Annotated in this window: 13 protein-coding genes and 1 tRNA gene; 6 read left to right on the plus strand and 8 right to left on the minus strand. The window is 65.5% G+C overall.

Annotation, left to right across the window (positions count from 1 at the left end):
* Positions 1 to 87: 87 nt before the first annotated feature.
* The 5 genes from YH64_RS22615 to YH64_RS22635 form a co-directional block, all read right to left on the minus strand.
* On the minus strand, positions 88 to 1,734 hold the full coding sequence (locus YH64_RS22615) for an ABC transporter substrate-binding protein (RefSeq protein WP_082134596.1): 1,647 nt from the start codon (positions 1,732 to 1,734) through the stop codon (positions 88 to 90).
* A gap of 75 nt (positions 1,735 to 1,809) precedes the next feature.
* Positions 1,810 to 2,781 (minus strand): succinylglutamate desuccinylase/aspartoacylase family protein, encoded by a 972-nt coding sequence (locus YH64_RS22620; RefSeq protein WP_046806613.1) that lies wholly within the window; start codon positions 2,779 to 2,781, stop codon positions 1,810 to 1,812.
* 93 nt (positions 2,782 to 2,874) lie between these two features.
* On the minus strand, positions 2,875 to 4,488 hold the full coding sequence (locus YH64_RS22625; protein ID WP_046806612.1) for an ABC transporter substrate-binding protein: 1,614 nt from the start codon (positions 4,486 to 4,488) through the stop codon (positions 2,875 to 2,877).
* A 408-nt stretch (positions 4,489 to 4,896) separates the two neighbouring features.
* Positions 4,897 to 5,130 (minus strand): hypothetical protein, encoded by a 234-nt coding sequence (locus YH64_RS22630; RefSeq protein WP_046806611.1) that lies wholly within the window; start codon positions 5,128 to 5,130, stop codon positions 4,897 to 4,899.
* Positions 5,131 to 5,251: 121 nt separating this feature from the next.
* A complete protein-coding gene (locus YH64_RS22635) occupies positions 5,252 to 6,109 on the minus strand; it encodes an NAD(P)H-hydrate dehydratase (protein ID WP_046806610.1) in 858 nt (285 codons plus the stop codon).
* Between the two features lie 112 nt (positions 6,110 to 6,221).
* Here YH64_RS22635 and YH64_RS22640 point away from each other — a divergent pair, with 112 nt between their 5' ends.
* A complete protein-coding gene (locus tag YH64_RS22640; protein ID WP_046806609.1) occupies positions 6,222 to 7,055 on the plus strand; it encodes an enoyl-CoA hydratase/isomerase family protein in 834 nt (277 codons plus the stop codon).
* 54 nt (positions 7,056 to 7,109) lie between these two features.
* On the opposite strand, the gene YH64_RS22645 is transcribed toward YH64_RS22640, so the two are convergent.
* The gene (locus YH64_RS22645; protein WP_046806608.1) at positions 7,110 to 7,847 is read right to left on the minus strand and encodes an enoyl-CoA hydratase-related protein; all 738 of its coding nucleotides are present in this window, start codon (positions 7,845 to 7,847) and stop codon (positions 7,110 to 7,112) included.
* On the minus strand, positions 7,844 to 8,815 hold the full coding sequence (locus tag YH64_RS22650) for a nitronate monooxygenase family protein (protein ID WP_046806607.1): 972 nt from the start codon (positions 8,813 to 8,815) through the stop codon (positions 7,844 to 7,846). Before YH64_RS22650 ends, YH64_RS22645 begins: the two co-directional genes overlap by 4 nt.
* Positions 8,816 to 9,037: 222 nt before the next feature.
* Here YH64_RS22650 and YH64_RS22655 point away from each other — a divergent pair, with 222 nt between their 5' ends.
* The 4 genes from YH64_RS22655 (at position 9,038) to YH64_RS22670 (ending at position 13,914) form a co-directional block, all read left to right on the plus strand.
* On the plus strand, positions 9,038 to 9,661 hold the full coding sequence (locus YH64_RS22655; protein WP_046806606.1) for a TetR/AcrR family transcriptional regulator: 624 nt from the start codon (positions 9,038 to 9,040) through the stop codon (positions 9,659 to 9,661).
* A gap of 51 nt (positions 9,662 to 9,712) precedes the next feature.
* Complete coding sequence (locus tag YH64_RS22660; protein WP_046806605.1) at positions 9,713 to 10,861, plus strand: acyl-CoA dehydrogenase family protein; 1,149 nt, start codon at positions 9,713 to 9,715, stop codon at positions 10,859 to 10,861.
* A 206-nt stretch (positions 10,862 to 11,067) separates the two neighbouring features.
* Positions 11,068 to 12,297, plus strand: coding sequence for a CaiB/BaiF CoA-transferase family protein (locus YH64_RS22665; protein WP_046806604.1), 1,230 nt, complete (start codon positions 11,068 to 11,070; stop codon positions 12,295 to 12,297).
* Positions 12,298 to 12,390: 93 nt separating this feature from the next.
* On the plus strand, positions 12,391 to 13,914 hold the full coding sequence (locus YH64_RS22670; RefSeq protein ID WP_046806603.1) for a 3-hydroxyacyl-CoA dehydrogenase: 1,524 nt from the start codon (positions 12,391 to 12,393) through the stop codon (positions 13,912 to 13,914).
* Between the two features lie 178 nt (positions 13,915 to 14,092).
* On the opposite strand, the gene YH64_RS22675 is transcribed toward YH64_RS22670, so the two are convergent.
* Positions 14,093 to 15,031 carry a cytochrome c5 family protein gene (locus YH64_RS22675; protein WP_046806602.1) on the minus strand — a complete coding sequence of 313 codons (939 nt, stop codon included), beginning with the start codon at positions 15,029 to 15,031 and terminating at the stop codon, positions 14,093 to 14,095.
* A gap of 231 nt (positions 15,032 to 15,262) precedes the next feature.
* Here YH64_RS22675 and YH64_RS22680 point away from each other — a divergent pair.
* Positions 15,263 to 15,337: transfer RNA gene (locus YH64_RS22680), tRNA-Arg, on the plus strand.
* The last annotated feature ends 200 nt before the right edge of the window (positions 15,338 to 15,537 follow it).

Consider the following 15,537-nt stretch of genomic DNA (forward strand, 5'->3'; position numbering starts at 1 on the left):
CAGGGTTTCTTGGCGCGCCGCGTGTTGGCTTGGCGTGTTGAGTGGGTGGGGTTATCTGGCTGCTTGCTTGGGCGATTACCTGGACAATTACTTGGGCGACGACTTGGCCGGTCGGGCCGACATGGCCAGCGTGTACTGATCCGCACGGCCCTCGTAGACCAGCCCCTTCTTGAACGCCCAGATGCTGCTTTCAAAGTGCAGGGGAATGCTGGGCAGGTCGGCCAGCGCAATCGCCAGGGACTGTCGCAGCAGCTTTTCCCGCTCGGCCGGGTCCACGGTCACCAGGGCGCGCTTGAATACGCCGTCGAACTCGGGGTTGTCGTAACCCCCATAGTTGCTGGTGCCCAGGCCGTGCTCTTTGTCGAACCGGCTGACCCAGTATTGTAGGAAAGACGACGCCTCGCCGGTTTCAGACGACCAGCCGCCCATGGCAAAGCTGAATTCGCGCTTGGCCCGCTTGGGGAAATACACCGAGCGCGTCATCGCGTCGACCGTCGTCTTGATGCCCACGCGCGACAGGTACTGCGCCACGGCTTGCGAGATCTGGGCGTCGTTGATGTAGCGGTCGTTGGTGGATGAAATGGTCAGCTCGAAGCCGTTGGGGTAACCGGCTTCGGCCAGCAGCTTCTTGGCGCCTTCGGGGTCGTACTTCAGTTCGGGCGGATGGCGCAGTGTGCCGAACATGCCGTCGGGCAGGAACTGGTTGGCGGGCGTGGCGGCGCCATCCATGATGCGCGCGGCGATGGTCTTGCGGTCGATGGCCATGGAAATGGCGCGGCGCACGCGCACGTCCTGCAAGGGGTTCTTGCCGTCGGCGGCCTTGACGGTGGGGCTGGGGCTGCGGCCCACATCAAACTGGAAATACACCACGCGCACCGACGGCGTGATCACATGGCCGAAGCCCGGCGTTTCCGAAATGCGCTTCACATCGCGCGCGGCGGGGTTTTCGATCAGGTCGAAGTCGCCGGCCAACAGGCCGGTCAGGCGCGGGCCGGCGGCGGGCACGGGGATCAGCTTGACCTGTTGCCAGGCGGGCTTCTCGCCCCAATAGCTGTCGTTGCGCGTCAGCTCGATGGCCGTGCCCTTCACGTAGGACTTCAGCGTGTACGGGCCGGTGCCGATCACGTCGCGGCCGCCATTGAAGTCGGCCACGGTGGGCCAGGGGCCGGTCACGCCGCACTTGTTTTTCAAGTCGAAGGTGATGGGGCCGTGCTCGACGATGCCGCTCCAGAGCATGGCCGTGCGGGTCAGGTCGTTGGGCAGCAGCGGATAGGGCTTGTGCGTCTTGATGACCAGCTTGTTGCTGCCTTGCGCCTGGACGTCGGCAAACTTCTGCACGATCGCCGGGTATGAACCGCCGATCGCTTGTTCGTTGTTCATCACGCGGCAAAACGTGAAGATGACGTCCTGCGCGGTGAAAGGCTGGCCGTTGGAAAACCGGGCGTTCTCGCGCAGCGTGAATTCCCAGGTGGTGTCGTCCAGCGCCTTCCAGCCTGTGGCCAGACGCGGAATCAAGTCCATCTTGGCGTCCTGCCCCACCAGCGTCTCGAACATGTGCGAGGTCATCGCGTCGTTGGGCGTGGCCTGGTGATAGTGCGGGTCCATCGACGTGGGCTCGGACGACAGGCCGATCTTCAACGTGGTGGGCGTCGTCTGGGCCATGGCGGCGGGGGCGCCGGCCAACGTACAGGCCAAGGCCAGTAATGCGCTGCGGGTGGATACCTGGATGGACATGCTTTCCCTTGTTGTTTTGAATGGTCGGCGGCGCCTCGTGGATGGGCGCCGCTCGGTGGTGCCGGCGGGTGTCGATCAGCCGATAGGCTGCGCCAGCCGCACGACAGTCACGCCGGGCCGCAGGTTGGCGGTGGACGGCATGATCAGCACGCAGTTGTCATACGGGGTGACGATGGGTTCGCCTTCGGACCAGCCGATGACGGTGCCGGCGGTGGCCAGCGTTTCCAGCCCCTTCCAGGGCTCGGCAAAACGGAAGTCGGCGCTCTTGGCCGCAACGGCGTGGGTAACACGCAGTGCGCGCTGGGTGGCGGCGGCGGGTTCGATCCAGCCGGCGGGCATGTCGTCGCGGTCCAGTGTGCCGGCTTCGAGCAGGAAGCGGGCCATCTGGTCCACCGCCACGCCGCGCGCTTCGGGTGCGCCATGGAAGCCGCATTCAATCAGCAAGGACCGCGTGCCGTTGTCGCCGGCTTCGCCAAAGCGGCCATAGTCGCGCATGCGCACGCCGGCCGCATGGCCCGCGTCGGCAATGATGGTGGCCGGGTTGCCCAGCGCCAGGGCCAGGTCGATATTGCGCTGCTGCATGCCGGTCAGTTGCAGCGGCACGTCGGAATTGCTCATGGAATGAAAGTCCAGCAACCAGTCGGACTGTTCGACCCATGGACGGATCTGCGCGGCGCGGCGGCGTTCCTGGCTGATCGGCACGGTCAGCTTGTCGTCGCTCCAGACGCGGTTCATGTCTTCGTCGACAAAACGGGCGGGGGCGTAATTGGCGGAATCGAAGCGGTCGAACGCGGCCAGGTTACAGAAGGCCAGCGTCAGCGAACCCCGGCGAGGCCGCAGCCCGGCCGTCAACGCTTCTTTCAGGGCCCAGGCGCCGCACAGCTCGTTGCCGTGGATCAGTGCGCTCAACATGACACGCTTGCCGGGTACGCCGGAATCGAAATGCCAGACGCCGGGCGTATCCGTATTGCCCAAGCGTTCGGCCGACAAATCCGGACAGGCTAAAAGAAAAGGGCGCGGACGGGCCGCGGGGGTAGGCGTGGGCATGGCAACTCCGATGAAGCGGGGGAATTGTATAGGGTATCCGACCAAAAAAAACGGCTGCACAGGGCAGCCGTTTTCTGGTTCAGACGCGGTGGATCACTTCTTGTCGGGCGTGACGGACGTGGCCAGGGTGTACTGGTCGCGGCGGCCTTCGTAGGTGATGCCCTTGCGGAAGGCCCAGATGCTGCTTTCGAAGTGCAGCGGGATCAGCGGCACGTTGTCCAGGGCGATCTGGGTGGATTCCTGCAACAGCTTTTCGCGCTTGGGCGCGTCCACCGTCACGATGGCCTGCTTGTAGACCTTGTCGAAATCGGCATTGGAAAAGCCGCCGTAGTTGCTGGTGCCCAGGCTGTTGGGCGAATCCAGGGACGCAACCCACAGCTGGAACAGCGCCGAGGCTTCACCCGTTTCCGCCGGCCAGCCGCCCATCGAGAAGCTGAACTCGCGCTTGGCGCGCTTGGGGAAATAGATGGATGCCGTCATGGCGTCCACGTGGGTCTTGATGCCGACGCGGGCCAGGTATTGCGCCACGGCCTGTGCGACCTGGCCGTCGTTGACGTAGCGGTCGTTGGTGGACGACAGCGTCAATTCAAAGCCGTTCGGGTAGCCGGCTTCGGCCAGCAGCTTCTTGGCGCCTTCGGGGTCGTACTTGATTTCCGGGGCCTTGGGCAACGCGCCGAACATGCCGTCGGGCATGAACTGGTAGGCCGGGGTGGCCATGCCGTCCATGATGCGGGCGGTGATGGTCTTGCGGTCGATGGCCATCGAAATCGCCTTGCGCACGCGCAGGTCTTGCAGCGGGTTCTTGCCGTCGGCGCTCTTGACGAACGGGCTCGGGTTGCGGGCCACGTCCGGCTGGAAGAACACCAGGCGGGTGGACGGCGTGGCCACAAAGCCGAACTTCGGGTTGTCCTTCAGGCGCGGCAGGTCACGGGCGGCCGGGTTTTCGATCATGTCGAAGTCACCCGACAGCAGGCCGGTCAGGCGCGGGCCGGCGGACGGCACCGGCACGAACTTCACTTCCTTCCAGTACGGCTTCTCGCCCCAGTAGTTCTCGTTGCGGACCAGCTCGATGCCGGTGCCCTTCACGTAGGACTTCAGGGTGTAGGGGCCGGTGCCGATGGAATCCTTGCCGTTGTTGAAGTCGGCAACCGTGGGCCACGGGCCCGTCACGCCGCAACCCTTCTTGGGGTCGAATGTCAGCTTGCCGTGCTCGACAATGCCGTTCCACACGATGGGCAGCGAGCGGGCCAGCTCGGCGGGCATCAGGGGGAAGGGCTCGCCGGTCTTGATGATGACGGTGTGCGCGTCGGGCGTTTGCACGTCCGTGATGCGCTTGGTCATGTCCATGTAGGACTGCGACACGTTGGTTTCGTTGTTCAGCGTGCGGCAGATGGTGAACAGCACGTCTTCGGACGTGAACGGCTTGCCGTTCGAGAACTTGACGTCGTCGCGCAGCTTGAATTCCCAGGTCAGATCGTCCAGGTTCTTCCAGGACTTGGCCAATTGAGGCGTCAACTTCATGTCGGCGCTGCGACCCACCAGCGAACTGTAGACGTGCGCGGAGAACGCGTCGTTCTGCGTCATCTTGTGATAGTGGGGGTCCGCCGAAGTGGGTTCGGCCGACAGGCCGATCTTCAGCGTCTGGGCTTGGGCGGCTGCCAAGGGAATGGCGGCGGCCACAAGGGCCAGGGTGGTGCGCAACTTCATGGTGACAACTCCGGAGGAATAACGAACCGGATCGTGCCTGCGCGAAAACCACCAAGGCCAGGGTGGACACAGCGTGTCGACCGCAAGAGAAGCTTGGGAGGGGGAAGGCGCCAGGCACGACGGCAAGGGGCCGATTATCGGTAGGGGCTTCGCGCGCTGTCAATGAAGAACGGCGAACAAGGCGCTAGGGAAAACGCCGAGAAGAGGGGGGGTGGCGCTGGGCCAAAGAGGGCGCCGCGGGGGTCCTCGTTGCAGATCACGGGAACCGGCGCGGCGCGAAGGCGCCTGTGAGGGACGGCGCCAGATACTCGTTGCCGGGGCGCTTGGCTGGCAAGCGGGCCGTGCAACGACAGCGCGCCGGGCGAAATCGCGGGAGATCGTCGCGATTTCAGCCCAGCGCGGCTGTTTTTACCACTGCGAGCCGGAGAAGCGCGAGCTGGCGGCGCGGGCCTGATTCATCGATTCGTTGACTTCGTCGATGAAGGCGAACACGCCAGCGACAGCGGCGATCACGGCTTGGCCGGCCTTCTTCAGGCTGGTCAGCGGGTGGGAATTGGGTTGGTTTTCCAGGGCGCCGCGCAGCAGGTCGCGCTCCAGCGCGTCGGTCAGGCGGGCAGTGCTATTCAGGGTCAGTTCAGTCATGGTCTTTCTCCAGTCCGTTTCGTCTTGGTGAAAACCATTATAGGGATAACCCTAGGGGTGGCGCAATGATTGTTTTAGGGAAAACCCTAGTATGTTGTAAAAATGTTTATTTGACGAGGACTTAGCGCCCATTGCGCAAGGCGCGAGCCGCGTTTGGCAGCTCTGAGGCGGTCAGGCCGATCGGGCCAACACCCGCTGCCACCAGCGCATCCGCGGCCGCGCCATGCAGCCAGACGGCGCCGCGCACGGCTTGGTCTTCGGGCAGCTTCTGCGCCAATAAAGATCCCAGCATTCCCGCCAGAACGTCGCCGGTGCCGGCCGTGGCCAAACCGGGATTGCCGCTGGTATTGACCCGGATGCCGTGAGCCGGGTGGCAGACCACCGTGCCCGCGCCTTTCAGCACCACCCAGCATTGATAGCGCTGCGCCAATTTCCAGGCGGCGCCGGGGCGGTCGGCCTGAACCTGGGCCGCGGGGATGCCCAGCAGGCGGCCGGCTTCGGCAGGATGCGGCGTCAGCACAACCGGACCGGCGCCCCAATTGGGCTGGATGCCGCCGCAGGCCAGGAGGTTAAGCCCGTCGGCGTCCAGCACCAGCGGGGTTTGATGCCGCAGCACGAACAGTTCCGACAGGGCGTTGGCCGCCAACGCGTCCGTGCCGATCCCGCAGCCCGCCACCCAGGCGGTCACGCCCCAGTCGGTGTCCAGCAGCGAACGGGCGTCGCGCAGCATCAGTTCCGGCTGGTGCGGGTCGCAGGCCATCGGCGACGTTTCCTGTGCAAAGCCCACCAGCACCTTGCCGGCGCCGGTCAACAAGGCAGCGCGGGCGGCAAGCAGCGCAGCGCCTGTCATGCCGTGGCCGCCGCCCACCACGCCGACCGTGCCGAAGCTGCCCTTGTGCGTGTCGGCTTCGCGGGGGGCGAACAGGGCGGGCAGGCTGGCGCGGTCGATGGGGGCGCCGGTCGGGGCGGGGGTGTTCATTGGCTGAGGCTCCTGTGGACAAGCGGCGGGGCGGCGTTCGTGAATCCACTATAGTGCGCAAAAACATGCCGGCCTGTACGCCCGGCAGCCCCCGACAACCCCGGAGTAGACAATGACCGATATCACGCTGCAACACTATTCAGCCTATGAATCCCTGAAGCTGCGCCGGCACCCCGGCGGCGTGCTGGAGCTGATCATGGGCGCCAAGGGCGGGCAGCCCGGCAAGCTGTCCACGGCGGATGACCGCATGCACCGCGAACTGGCGGACATCTGGCGCGACATCGACACCGACCCCGACACCCGTGTCGTGGTGATCCGTGGCGAGGGCAAAGGCTTTTCCGGGGGCGGCGACCTGGAGCTGGTGCAGCAGATGGCCGACGACTTCGACGTGCGCACCCGCGTCTGGCGTGAAGCGCGCGACCTGGTCTACAACATCATCAACTGCAACAAGCCCATCGTGTCCGCCATGCACGGCGCGGCGGTGGGGGCGGGGCTGGTGGCCGGCCTGCTGGCCGACATCTCGATTGCGGCGCGCGACGCCCGCATCATCGATGGCCACACCCGCCTGGGCGTGACGGCGGGCGACCATGCCGCCATCGTCTGGCCGCTGCTGTGCGGCATGGCCAAGGCCAAGTACTACCTGATGCTGTGCGAAACCGTGACGGGCGAAGAAGCCGAGCGCATCGGCCTGGTGTCGCTGTGCGTCGATGAAGCCGATTTGATACCCCGCGCCTTCGAGGTCGCCAACAAACTGGCCGCCGGATCGCAGACTGCCATCCGCTGGACCAAATATTCGCTGAACAATTGGCTGCGCATGGCCGGCCCCAGCTTCGATACGTCGCTGGCGCTGGAGTTCATGGGGTTTGGCGGGCCGGACGTGAAGGAAGGCATCCAGTCGCTGCGCGAACGCCGGGCACCCAATTTCCGGCCTGATTCGCCGTTTTGATGCGGCGCGGGAAGATCGCGACCTCAATCGGCCCGCAATCCCCCGCCTGGCCCGCTATTTCTTGAAGAACTTCGCAAATGCCGCCTGCGCCTCTTCGGTTTGCAGGCGGGCGCGGAATTGCTGGGCTTCGTAGTCCAGCGTTTCCTGGATGGCCAGCCGATCCGCGCGTTTCATCATGGCCTTGGTCAGACGCAAGGCAGCCGGCGGTTGGCGGGCCAGGTCGGCGGCCGTGGCCTGTGCGGCGACCAGCGCCGCGCCTGCCGGTGTGACGCTGGTGGCCAGACCCGCGTCGCGCGCGTCCTCAGCCGAAAACGCCTTGCCTTGCAATAGCCATTCGGCGGCGCGCCGGCCCGCCAGGCGCGGCATCAGCAGGCTGGACGCCCCTTCGGGGCACAGGCCCAGCGCCACGAACGGCATGCGCAGCGTGGCGCCCTGGCCAATATGGACAAAGTCGCAATGCTGCAACAGGGTCACGCCAATGCCGATCGCATAGCCCTCGACCGCCGCGATCACCGGTACCTCGGCCGTGGACAGCGCCCGCAAGAACGTCAGCCCCGCGCTATCGCCCGCGCCGCGTTCCGCCTGGAAGTCTCGCAGGTCATTGCCCGCCGTGAAATGCTGGCCCGCGCCCGTCAGTATCACCGCTGACACGGCCTGATCGGCGCTGGCCAGCGACAGCTGCTCGGTCAGCGCGGCGTAGGTGGCCGTGTCCAGCGCGTTGCGGCGGTCCTGGCGGTCGATGGTCAGCGTCAGTACCGCGCCGTCGCGGGCGACTTTCAGCCCCGCGCTCATGCGAACGACCTGCCTTCCAACTGCGCCTTGGCCTGGGCATATTCGCGGCGCAGCGTGGCGACGATTTCGCGCGTGGGCAACACGCTGGCGATGCCGCCCACGCCCTGGCCCGCGCCCCAGATGTCTTTCCACGGCTTGACCCGCGACGATCCAAAGTTGGAGGCGCCGCTGTCCGGCTGCGGCAGGTTGGCGGGGTCCAGGCCCGAGGCGGTGATGCTGGCCTTCAGGTAATTGCCCGGGATGCCGGTGAAGAATGGCGTGTACAGAATGTCGGACGCGCTGGCTTCGACGATGGCGGATTTGTAGCCTTCGCTGGCGTTGGCTTCCTGGCTGGCGATAAAGCGCGTACCCATATAGGCAAAGTCGGCGCCCATGGCCAGCGCCGCCAGCACGTGCGCGCCGGACGTGATGGCGCCGGACAGGATCAGCGGGCCGTCATAGAAGCGGCGGACTTCGGACAGCAGCGCAAAGGGGCTGAGCGTGCCGGCGTGGCCGCCCGCGCCCGTGCACACCAGGATCAGCCCATCGACGCCCGCTTCCAGCGCCTTTTCGGCATGGCGCAGCGTGGTGACGTCGTGAAAAACCTTGCCGCCCCAGTCGTGCACGCCTTTGACCAGGTCGCCGGGCGCGCGCAGGCTGGTGATGATGAGCGGCACGCGGTGGCTGGCGCAAACGGCCAGATCCTGCTCCAGGCGGTCGTTGGACTGGTGAATGATCTGGTTGACCGCATACGGCGCCACGACGGCGCCGGGGTTGGCTTCCCGGTGCGAGGCCAAGCCGGCCTGGACCTCATCCAGCCAATCGGTCAACAGGCTTTGCGGACGCGCGTTCAGCGCGGGGAACGAACCCACGATGCCGCTCGTGCACTGCGCGATCACCAGTTGCGGGTTTGAGACGATGAACATGGGGGCGCTGATGACCGGCAGGGACATCTGGCCATACAAATCTGTCACGAGAGAGTGGGGCATAGCGTCGTCGCGTTGTGTCCAGGTCAGTCCAGAAAGGGCTTGCCCGCAAGCACTCGGGCACCAAAAAAACCATCTTGAGCCCAAAAGGCGGATGTGCCTATAATTACCTACCGACCGTCCGGTAATTAATTAATCTTTATTTAACGGCATGCGCCGAACCGCTGTCAATGCAGGGTCATCCGACCCGCGCGCGGTTCTCGGCGCAAGTCTCCAAAGGCTGTCATGGCGACCTCCGCCCCTCCTGTTCAGAAACGCGCCCGCGCCGGCCGTCCGCCCACGCTGGTGGCGCCCCGCGAACGCATCCTGGAAGAAGCCGCCAAGCTCTTCGCCCAAAGCGGCTACGACGGCAGTTCGGTGTCGGACCTGGCCGCCGCCATCGGCGTGTCCAAGGCCGCCATCTATCACTACTACACCACCAAGCAGGACATTTACGACGCCATCATCCTGGGCGTGTTGAATGGCCTGACTCAAAGCGTCGGCCAGGATGTGGCCGCCGCGCAGGGCGCCGCTGCCCGGCTGCGCGCCTTCATGGTGGGTCACGCCCGCTACTTCGAACAGCACCACGCCGAATTCGTCACGATGCTGATCGGCTATTCCGGCATGGCGCTGCCCGAACGCGAAGACGCCGCGCGCCTGCGCGATGGCTACGAAAAGCGACTGCGCGAAGTCATCGCGCAAGGCGTGGAGCAGGGCGTGTTCCGCCCACTGGATGTGGCCGCGACCGGCCGCGCCGTGCTGTCCATGCTGAATTGGATGGTGCGCTGGTACAAGCCCGGCCAGGGCGACAGCGCCGAGACCATCGCCGACGGTTATTTCGATTTACTGGTGGGCGGCATGCGCGCCTGACGCACGGCCACCGACCCTCTGCCTGCTTATCCATCTTCTGAGACTTGCACCATGGCCCTCGACACTGAAACCCTGAACCTGTTGCTGGACGCCGTGCACCGCTTCGTGCACGAACGCCTGATTCCCGCCGAAGACGAACTGGCCACCAGCGGCCAGGTGCCGCCGGACATCGTCAACGAAATGCGTGAACTGGGCCTGTTCGGTCTGTCCATTTCGCCCGACTTCGGCGGCCTGGGCCTGACGATGGAAGAAGAAGTGCGCGTGGTGTTCGAGCTGGGCCAGACCTCGCCCGCCTTCCGTTCGCTGGCGGGCACCAACATCGGCATCGGCTCGCAAGCCATCGTGTTGGCGGGCACGGACGAACAGCGCGCGCGCTACCTGCCCAAGCTGGCCAGCGGTGAATTGATCGGATCGTTCGCGTTGACTGAGCCGGACGCCGGTTCCGACGCGATGGCGCTGCGCCTGTCGGCCGAGCGCGACGGCGACAGCTATGTGCTCAACGGCACCAAGCGCTACATCACCAACGCGCCCATCGCCGGCCTGTTCTCGGTCATGGCGCGCACCGCGCCCGAACGCCGCGCCAATTCCATTTCGTGCTTTTTGGTCGAAGCCGGCACGCCCGGCCTCATCATCGGCAAGCCCGACAAGAAGATGGGCCAGGCGGGCGCCTTGACCAGCGATGTCGTGTTCGACAACTGCCGCGTCCCCGCCAGCGCCTTGCTGGGCGGCGAAGAGGGCAACGGTTTTCGCACGTCGATGCGCGTGCTGGACAAGGGCCGGCTGCATATTTCGGCGCTGTGCGTGGGCATTGCCGACCGCTTGCTGGCCGACGCGGTCAAGTACGCCATGGAGCGCAAGCAGTTCGGCCAGCCCATCGCGGAATTCCAGCTGATCCAGGCCATGATTGCCGACAGCCAGGCCGAGCTTTACGCCGCCCGCTGCATGGTGCTGGACGCGGCCCGCATGCGCGATCGTGGCGAGAACACGACCATGCAGGCCGCCTGCTGCAAGCTGTTCTCGACCGAGATGGTGGGCCGCGTGGCGGACCGCGCCGTGCAGATCCATGGCGGCGCGGGCTACATGTCGGAATACGCCGTTGAACGCTTCTACCGCGACGTGCGCCTGTTCCGCATCTTTGAAGGCACCTCGCAGATCCAGCAGCTGGTGATCGCCCGCGAAACGATCAAGGCGCATTCCTAAGCGTTTTCCGCTTGGAAATCCGGTCATAGTGTCCAAACAGCTAATATCCGGATTGACGAATGGTGCCGCGGGCGCGACCCTAACGGTCCGCGTCCGGGTATGACGCGCCGGCGGCCTGATCCGCCGGCATGACGGAATTCCAGTCTGGCTTCGCGCGTGGCCGCAAGCCGGACGTTTTCATTTCTCATCTAGCGAAAAGACTACAGATGTCGCAACGTCCCGCTCCCCTTACCGGCATACGCGTGCTGGATCTGACCCGCGTGCTGGCGGGCCCCTGGTGCACCCAGAACCTGGCCGACCTGGGCGCCGAGGTCATCAAGATCGAACGGCCCGGCTCGGGCGACGACACGCGCGCGTGGGGGCCTCCGTATCTGAAGGACGAAGCGGGCAACGACACCACGGAAGCCGCCTACTACCTGTCCGCCAACCGCAACAAGATGTCGGTGGCGCTGGACATTGCCTCGCCGCGCGGCGCCGAGCTGGTTCGGGAACTCGCCCTGCAAAGCGACATCCTGGTGGAAAACTTCAAAGTAGGCGGCCTGAAGAAATACGGTCTGGACTACGAAAGCCTGAAGGCCATCAACCCGCGGTTGATCTATTGCTCGATCACCGGCTTTGGCCAGACCGGCCCGTACGCCAGCCGCCCCGGCTATGACTTCATGATCCAGGGCATGGGCGGTCTGATGAGCATCACGGGCGAACGCGACGACCTGCCCGGCGGCGGCCCGCAAAAGGCCGGCGTGGCCGTGGCCGACCTCATGACCGGCATGTATTCCACCGTGGGCATCCTGGCCGCGCTGCTGGAGCGCGCCAATAGCGGGCTGGGCCAGCACATCGACATGGCGCTGCTGGATTGCCAGGTCAGCATGATGGCCAATCAAAACCTGAACTTCATGACCTCTGGCGTGGCGCCCCAGCGCGCGGGCAACGCGCACCAGAATCTGGTGCCTTACCAGGTGTTCGCGGCATCCGACGGCCACTTGATCGTGGCGGTGGGCAACGACAGCCAGTTCCGCAACTACTGCGGCGCCATTGGCCTGCCCGAACTGTCCGCGGACCCGCGTTTTTCCACCAACCCGCAGCGCGTGAAGAACCGCGCCGAACTGGTGCCGCTGCTGGCCGAGCGCATGGCCACCGGTGCGCGCGACCACTGGCTGGCCGCGCTGGAAGGCGTGGGCGTGCCGGCCGGCCCCATCAATACGCTGGACCAGGTCTACGAAGACCCGCACGTGCTGGCGCGCGAAATGAAGCGCGAACTTCCGCATCCGGCTGCCGGCAAGGTGCCGATGGCGTCCAGCCCCCTGAAGTTCTCCGACAGCCCGGTTCAATACCGCCGTCCGCCGCCCATGCTGGGCGAGCACACCGCGCAGGTGCTGGCGGAGAAGCTGGGGTTGTCGGCTGAAGAAATCCAGGCGCTGGCTCAAAGCCAGCCCTGATCGCGGCGGGCGGCCAGGCGCCGCCCGCTTGCCGTGCGCCATGCCGCGGCGCGCACCACCATTCCAATACCCAATACAGGCAGGAGAGAGTTGATGACGGAGATTCAAACCATCGGCGTCGTGGGCGCCGGGGCCATGGGGCGCGGCATCGCGCAGATCGCGGCGCAAGCCGGGCTGCGTGTGCGCCTGTACGACACCAGCGCCGACGCCGTGACGGCCGCGCGCGAATCGTTGCGCCAGACGTGGGACAAGCTGGCTCAAAAGGGCAAGCTGACCGCCGCCGACGCACAAGCCGCGCTGGAACGCGTGGAAGCCGCCACCGCGCTGACCGATATGTCGGCCTGCCAGTTGGTGGTGGAAGCCATCGTTGAACGCCTGGACGTCAAGCGCGACCTGTTCGCCGCCCTGGAAGGCGTGGTCTCGGAAGACTGCATCCTGGCGTCGAACACGTCGTCGCTGTCCATTACCGCCATCGCGGCCGCCTGCAAGCACCCGCGCCGCGTGGCCGGCTATCACTTCTTCAACCCGGTGGCGTTGATGAAGGTGGTGGAAGTCATCGACGGCCTGCGCAGCGCGCCCGAAGTGGGCGACGCGCTGGCCGACTTGGCCCGCCGCATGGGCCATACGCCCGTGCGCGCCAAGGACATGCCGGGTTTCATCGTCAACCACGCGGGCCGTGGCATGAACACCGAAGGGCTGCGCGTGGCCCAAGAGGCTGTAGCCACGTTTGCCCAGGTTGACGCCGTGATGCGCGAGCAGGCCGGCTTTCGCATGGGCCCGTTCGAACTGCTGGACCTGACCGCGCTGGATGTGTCGCACCCGGTGATGGAATCCATCTACCGCCAGTTCTTCGACGAAGCGCGCTTTCGTCCGTCGCCCATCACCACGGTGCGTTTGGCCGGTGGGCTGATCGGGCGCAAGGCCGGCGAAGGCTTCTATGTGTATGCCGATGGCCAAAAGCAAGTGCCCGCTGAACCGCCGGTGCCGGCGCTGCCCGACGGCCTGAAGGTGTGGGTCAGCCCCAAGCACGCGGAAGGCTACGCACGTGCATCGGCGCTGGTTGAAAAGCTGGGCGCCACGTTGGTGACGGGCGCATCGCCCGATGCGGACGCGTTGATCATCGTCACGCCGTTTGGCGATGACGTGTCGACGACGGTGTCGGCACAAGGCCTGAACGCCGGCCGTACGGTCGGCCTGGACGCGCTTTACGCTTTCGATGGCGCCAAGCGCCGCACCCTCATGGTGTCGCCCGCCACCGAAGCCAAGTGGCGCGACGCGGCGCATGCCCTGCTGGCCGCCGATGGCGTGCCGGTCACGGTAATCGAGGACTCGCCGGGCTTCATCGCCCAGCGCATCGTGGCGATGATCGTCAACATCGCCAGCGATATCGCGCAGCAGCAGATCGCCACGCCGGAAGACATCGACAAGGCCGTGACGCTGGGCTTGGGCTACCCCGTGGGCCCGCTGGCGCTGGGCGACAAGCTGGGCGCGGACCGCATTCTGGAAATCCTGAAGAGCATGCAGCGCGTGACGGGCGATCCGCGCTATCGTCCCAGCCTGTGGCTGCAACGCCGGGTGCAACTGGGCATGTCGCTGTTGAAATCGTCGGCGGAATAAGCCGCGGCGACGGCCGGCGTTCCGGCGGTCCGGCGGTCCGGCGGTCCGGCGTTCCGGCGTCCCGGCGGTCTGGCGTCGCCCTTACCCGTAGCGCAGCCATAAAAAAGCCCCTTGATTGTCAAGGGGCTTTTTACTGTCCGGGTCATCCGCATCGCGGCTCCGGCGACATACGCCGGGATTACTTGGCGTGATCCACCATGTACTGGACGGCGGCGCGGATGTCTTCTTCCGAGGCATTGGCGGCGCCGCCCTTGGGCGGCATCGGCGGCTTGCCTTGCATGGCGACCTTCACCATGGCGTCCATGCCGGTCTTGATGTAGGGGTCCCAGGCAGCCTTGTCGCCGAACTTGGGCGCGTTGGCCACGCCGGTGGCGTGACAGGCGAAGCAGACGCTCTTGTAGAGCTTTTCGCCAGCCGGGTTAACGGCGGCGGCCTGTTGCGGGGCAGCGGCAGGAGCCGGCGCCGCTGCGGTCGGGGCAGGAGCGGCGGCGGGGGCCGCAGCTGCGGGGGCTGCGGCAGCCGCAGCACCGGCTGCCGGCGCTGTGGCAGCCGAGGCTGTGCCCGTCGCCGGGGCGGCGTCCGCTTCCTTCTTGGCGCCTTCTTCCGCCGGAGCGGCGGGTTCAGGCAGCGAGGCGCCCGACTTGTTGGCCATATAGACCACCGCGCGCGCCACTTCGTAGTCGGACAGCGTCGGGTTGCCACCCTTGGCCGGCATGCCGCCCTTGCCGTGCAAGGCCACGTTCAACATGGTGTCGTAGCCCGACTTGATGAACGGCGCCCAGGCGGCGTTGTCGCCCACCTTCGGTGCACCGGCCACGCCGGCGGTGTGACAGGCCGTACAGACCGCCGCAAAGACCTGCTCGCCCGTCTTGAACACCTTGGGCGCGTTGGCGTCCACAAGCTCGAACCCCGCAACCGGGGCGATGCGCTTGGTGACCGCTTCAGGGGACAGGGAATCCGAGCCGGCTCCGGTCTTGGTACCGGAGACCACCATGTTCACCAGCAGAATGATGATGGCGATGGGGATCACGAAAGACAGGACGATCGTGACGACCAGTTGCTTGGGGGTCTTGATGGGGGAGGAGTGCTCTTCTATGTGTTCCTGCTCGTTGCTCATGACCAAATCCTGCTAACGGGTGGGGCGCCTGGCGGCGGCAACAGAAAATCAGTAACTGCACAAATCGGCGGACAAGTCGGGCATCCGCCTGCAAGCAAACGCTGGATTATATAACGGTGTCAGGGACGAGCGTCCAATGCATCTGACCGGGTTTTCGATGAGATTGGCGGAAGATTTGACCCACTTCATGCAGCCTATCGAAAACTAGGTACAATGTCGCCTCCTTGCGCTGCGCCCGTAGTTCAATGGATAGAATGAGAGTTTCCGAAGCTCTTGATACAGGTTCGATTCCTGTCGGGCGCACCATCAAAGTGCACAGTGCTTGTGTACTTCCGCAGTACCCCCCTCCGCCTTTCCCGCCGCTTTACCCCCCTCGCAATTTTCCATCCCGGCTTTCGTACGCTTGCATCCTGCCTGCCGCTGCCGCAATGCCGCACATGCCACGCATCCGGCCCGTTGCCATGTTGTGAAAAGTGGACATCACGCCCCATTACATTTCTGAGAAT

Origin of the sequence: Achromobacter sp. LC458, from assembly GCF_001005835.2 — a bacterium.
Taxonomy (GTDB): Bacteria; Pseudomonadota; Gammaproteobacteria; order Burkholderiales; family Burkholderiaceae_B; genus Achromobacter; species Achromobacter spanius_B.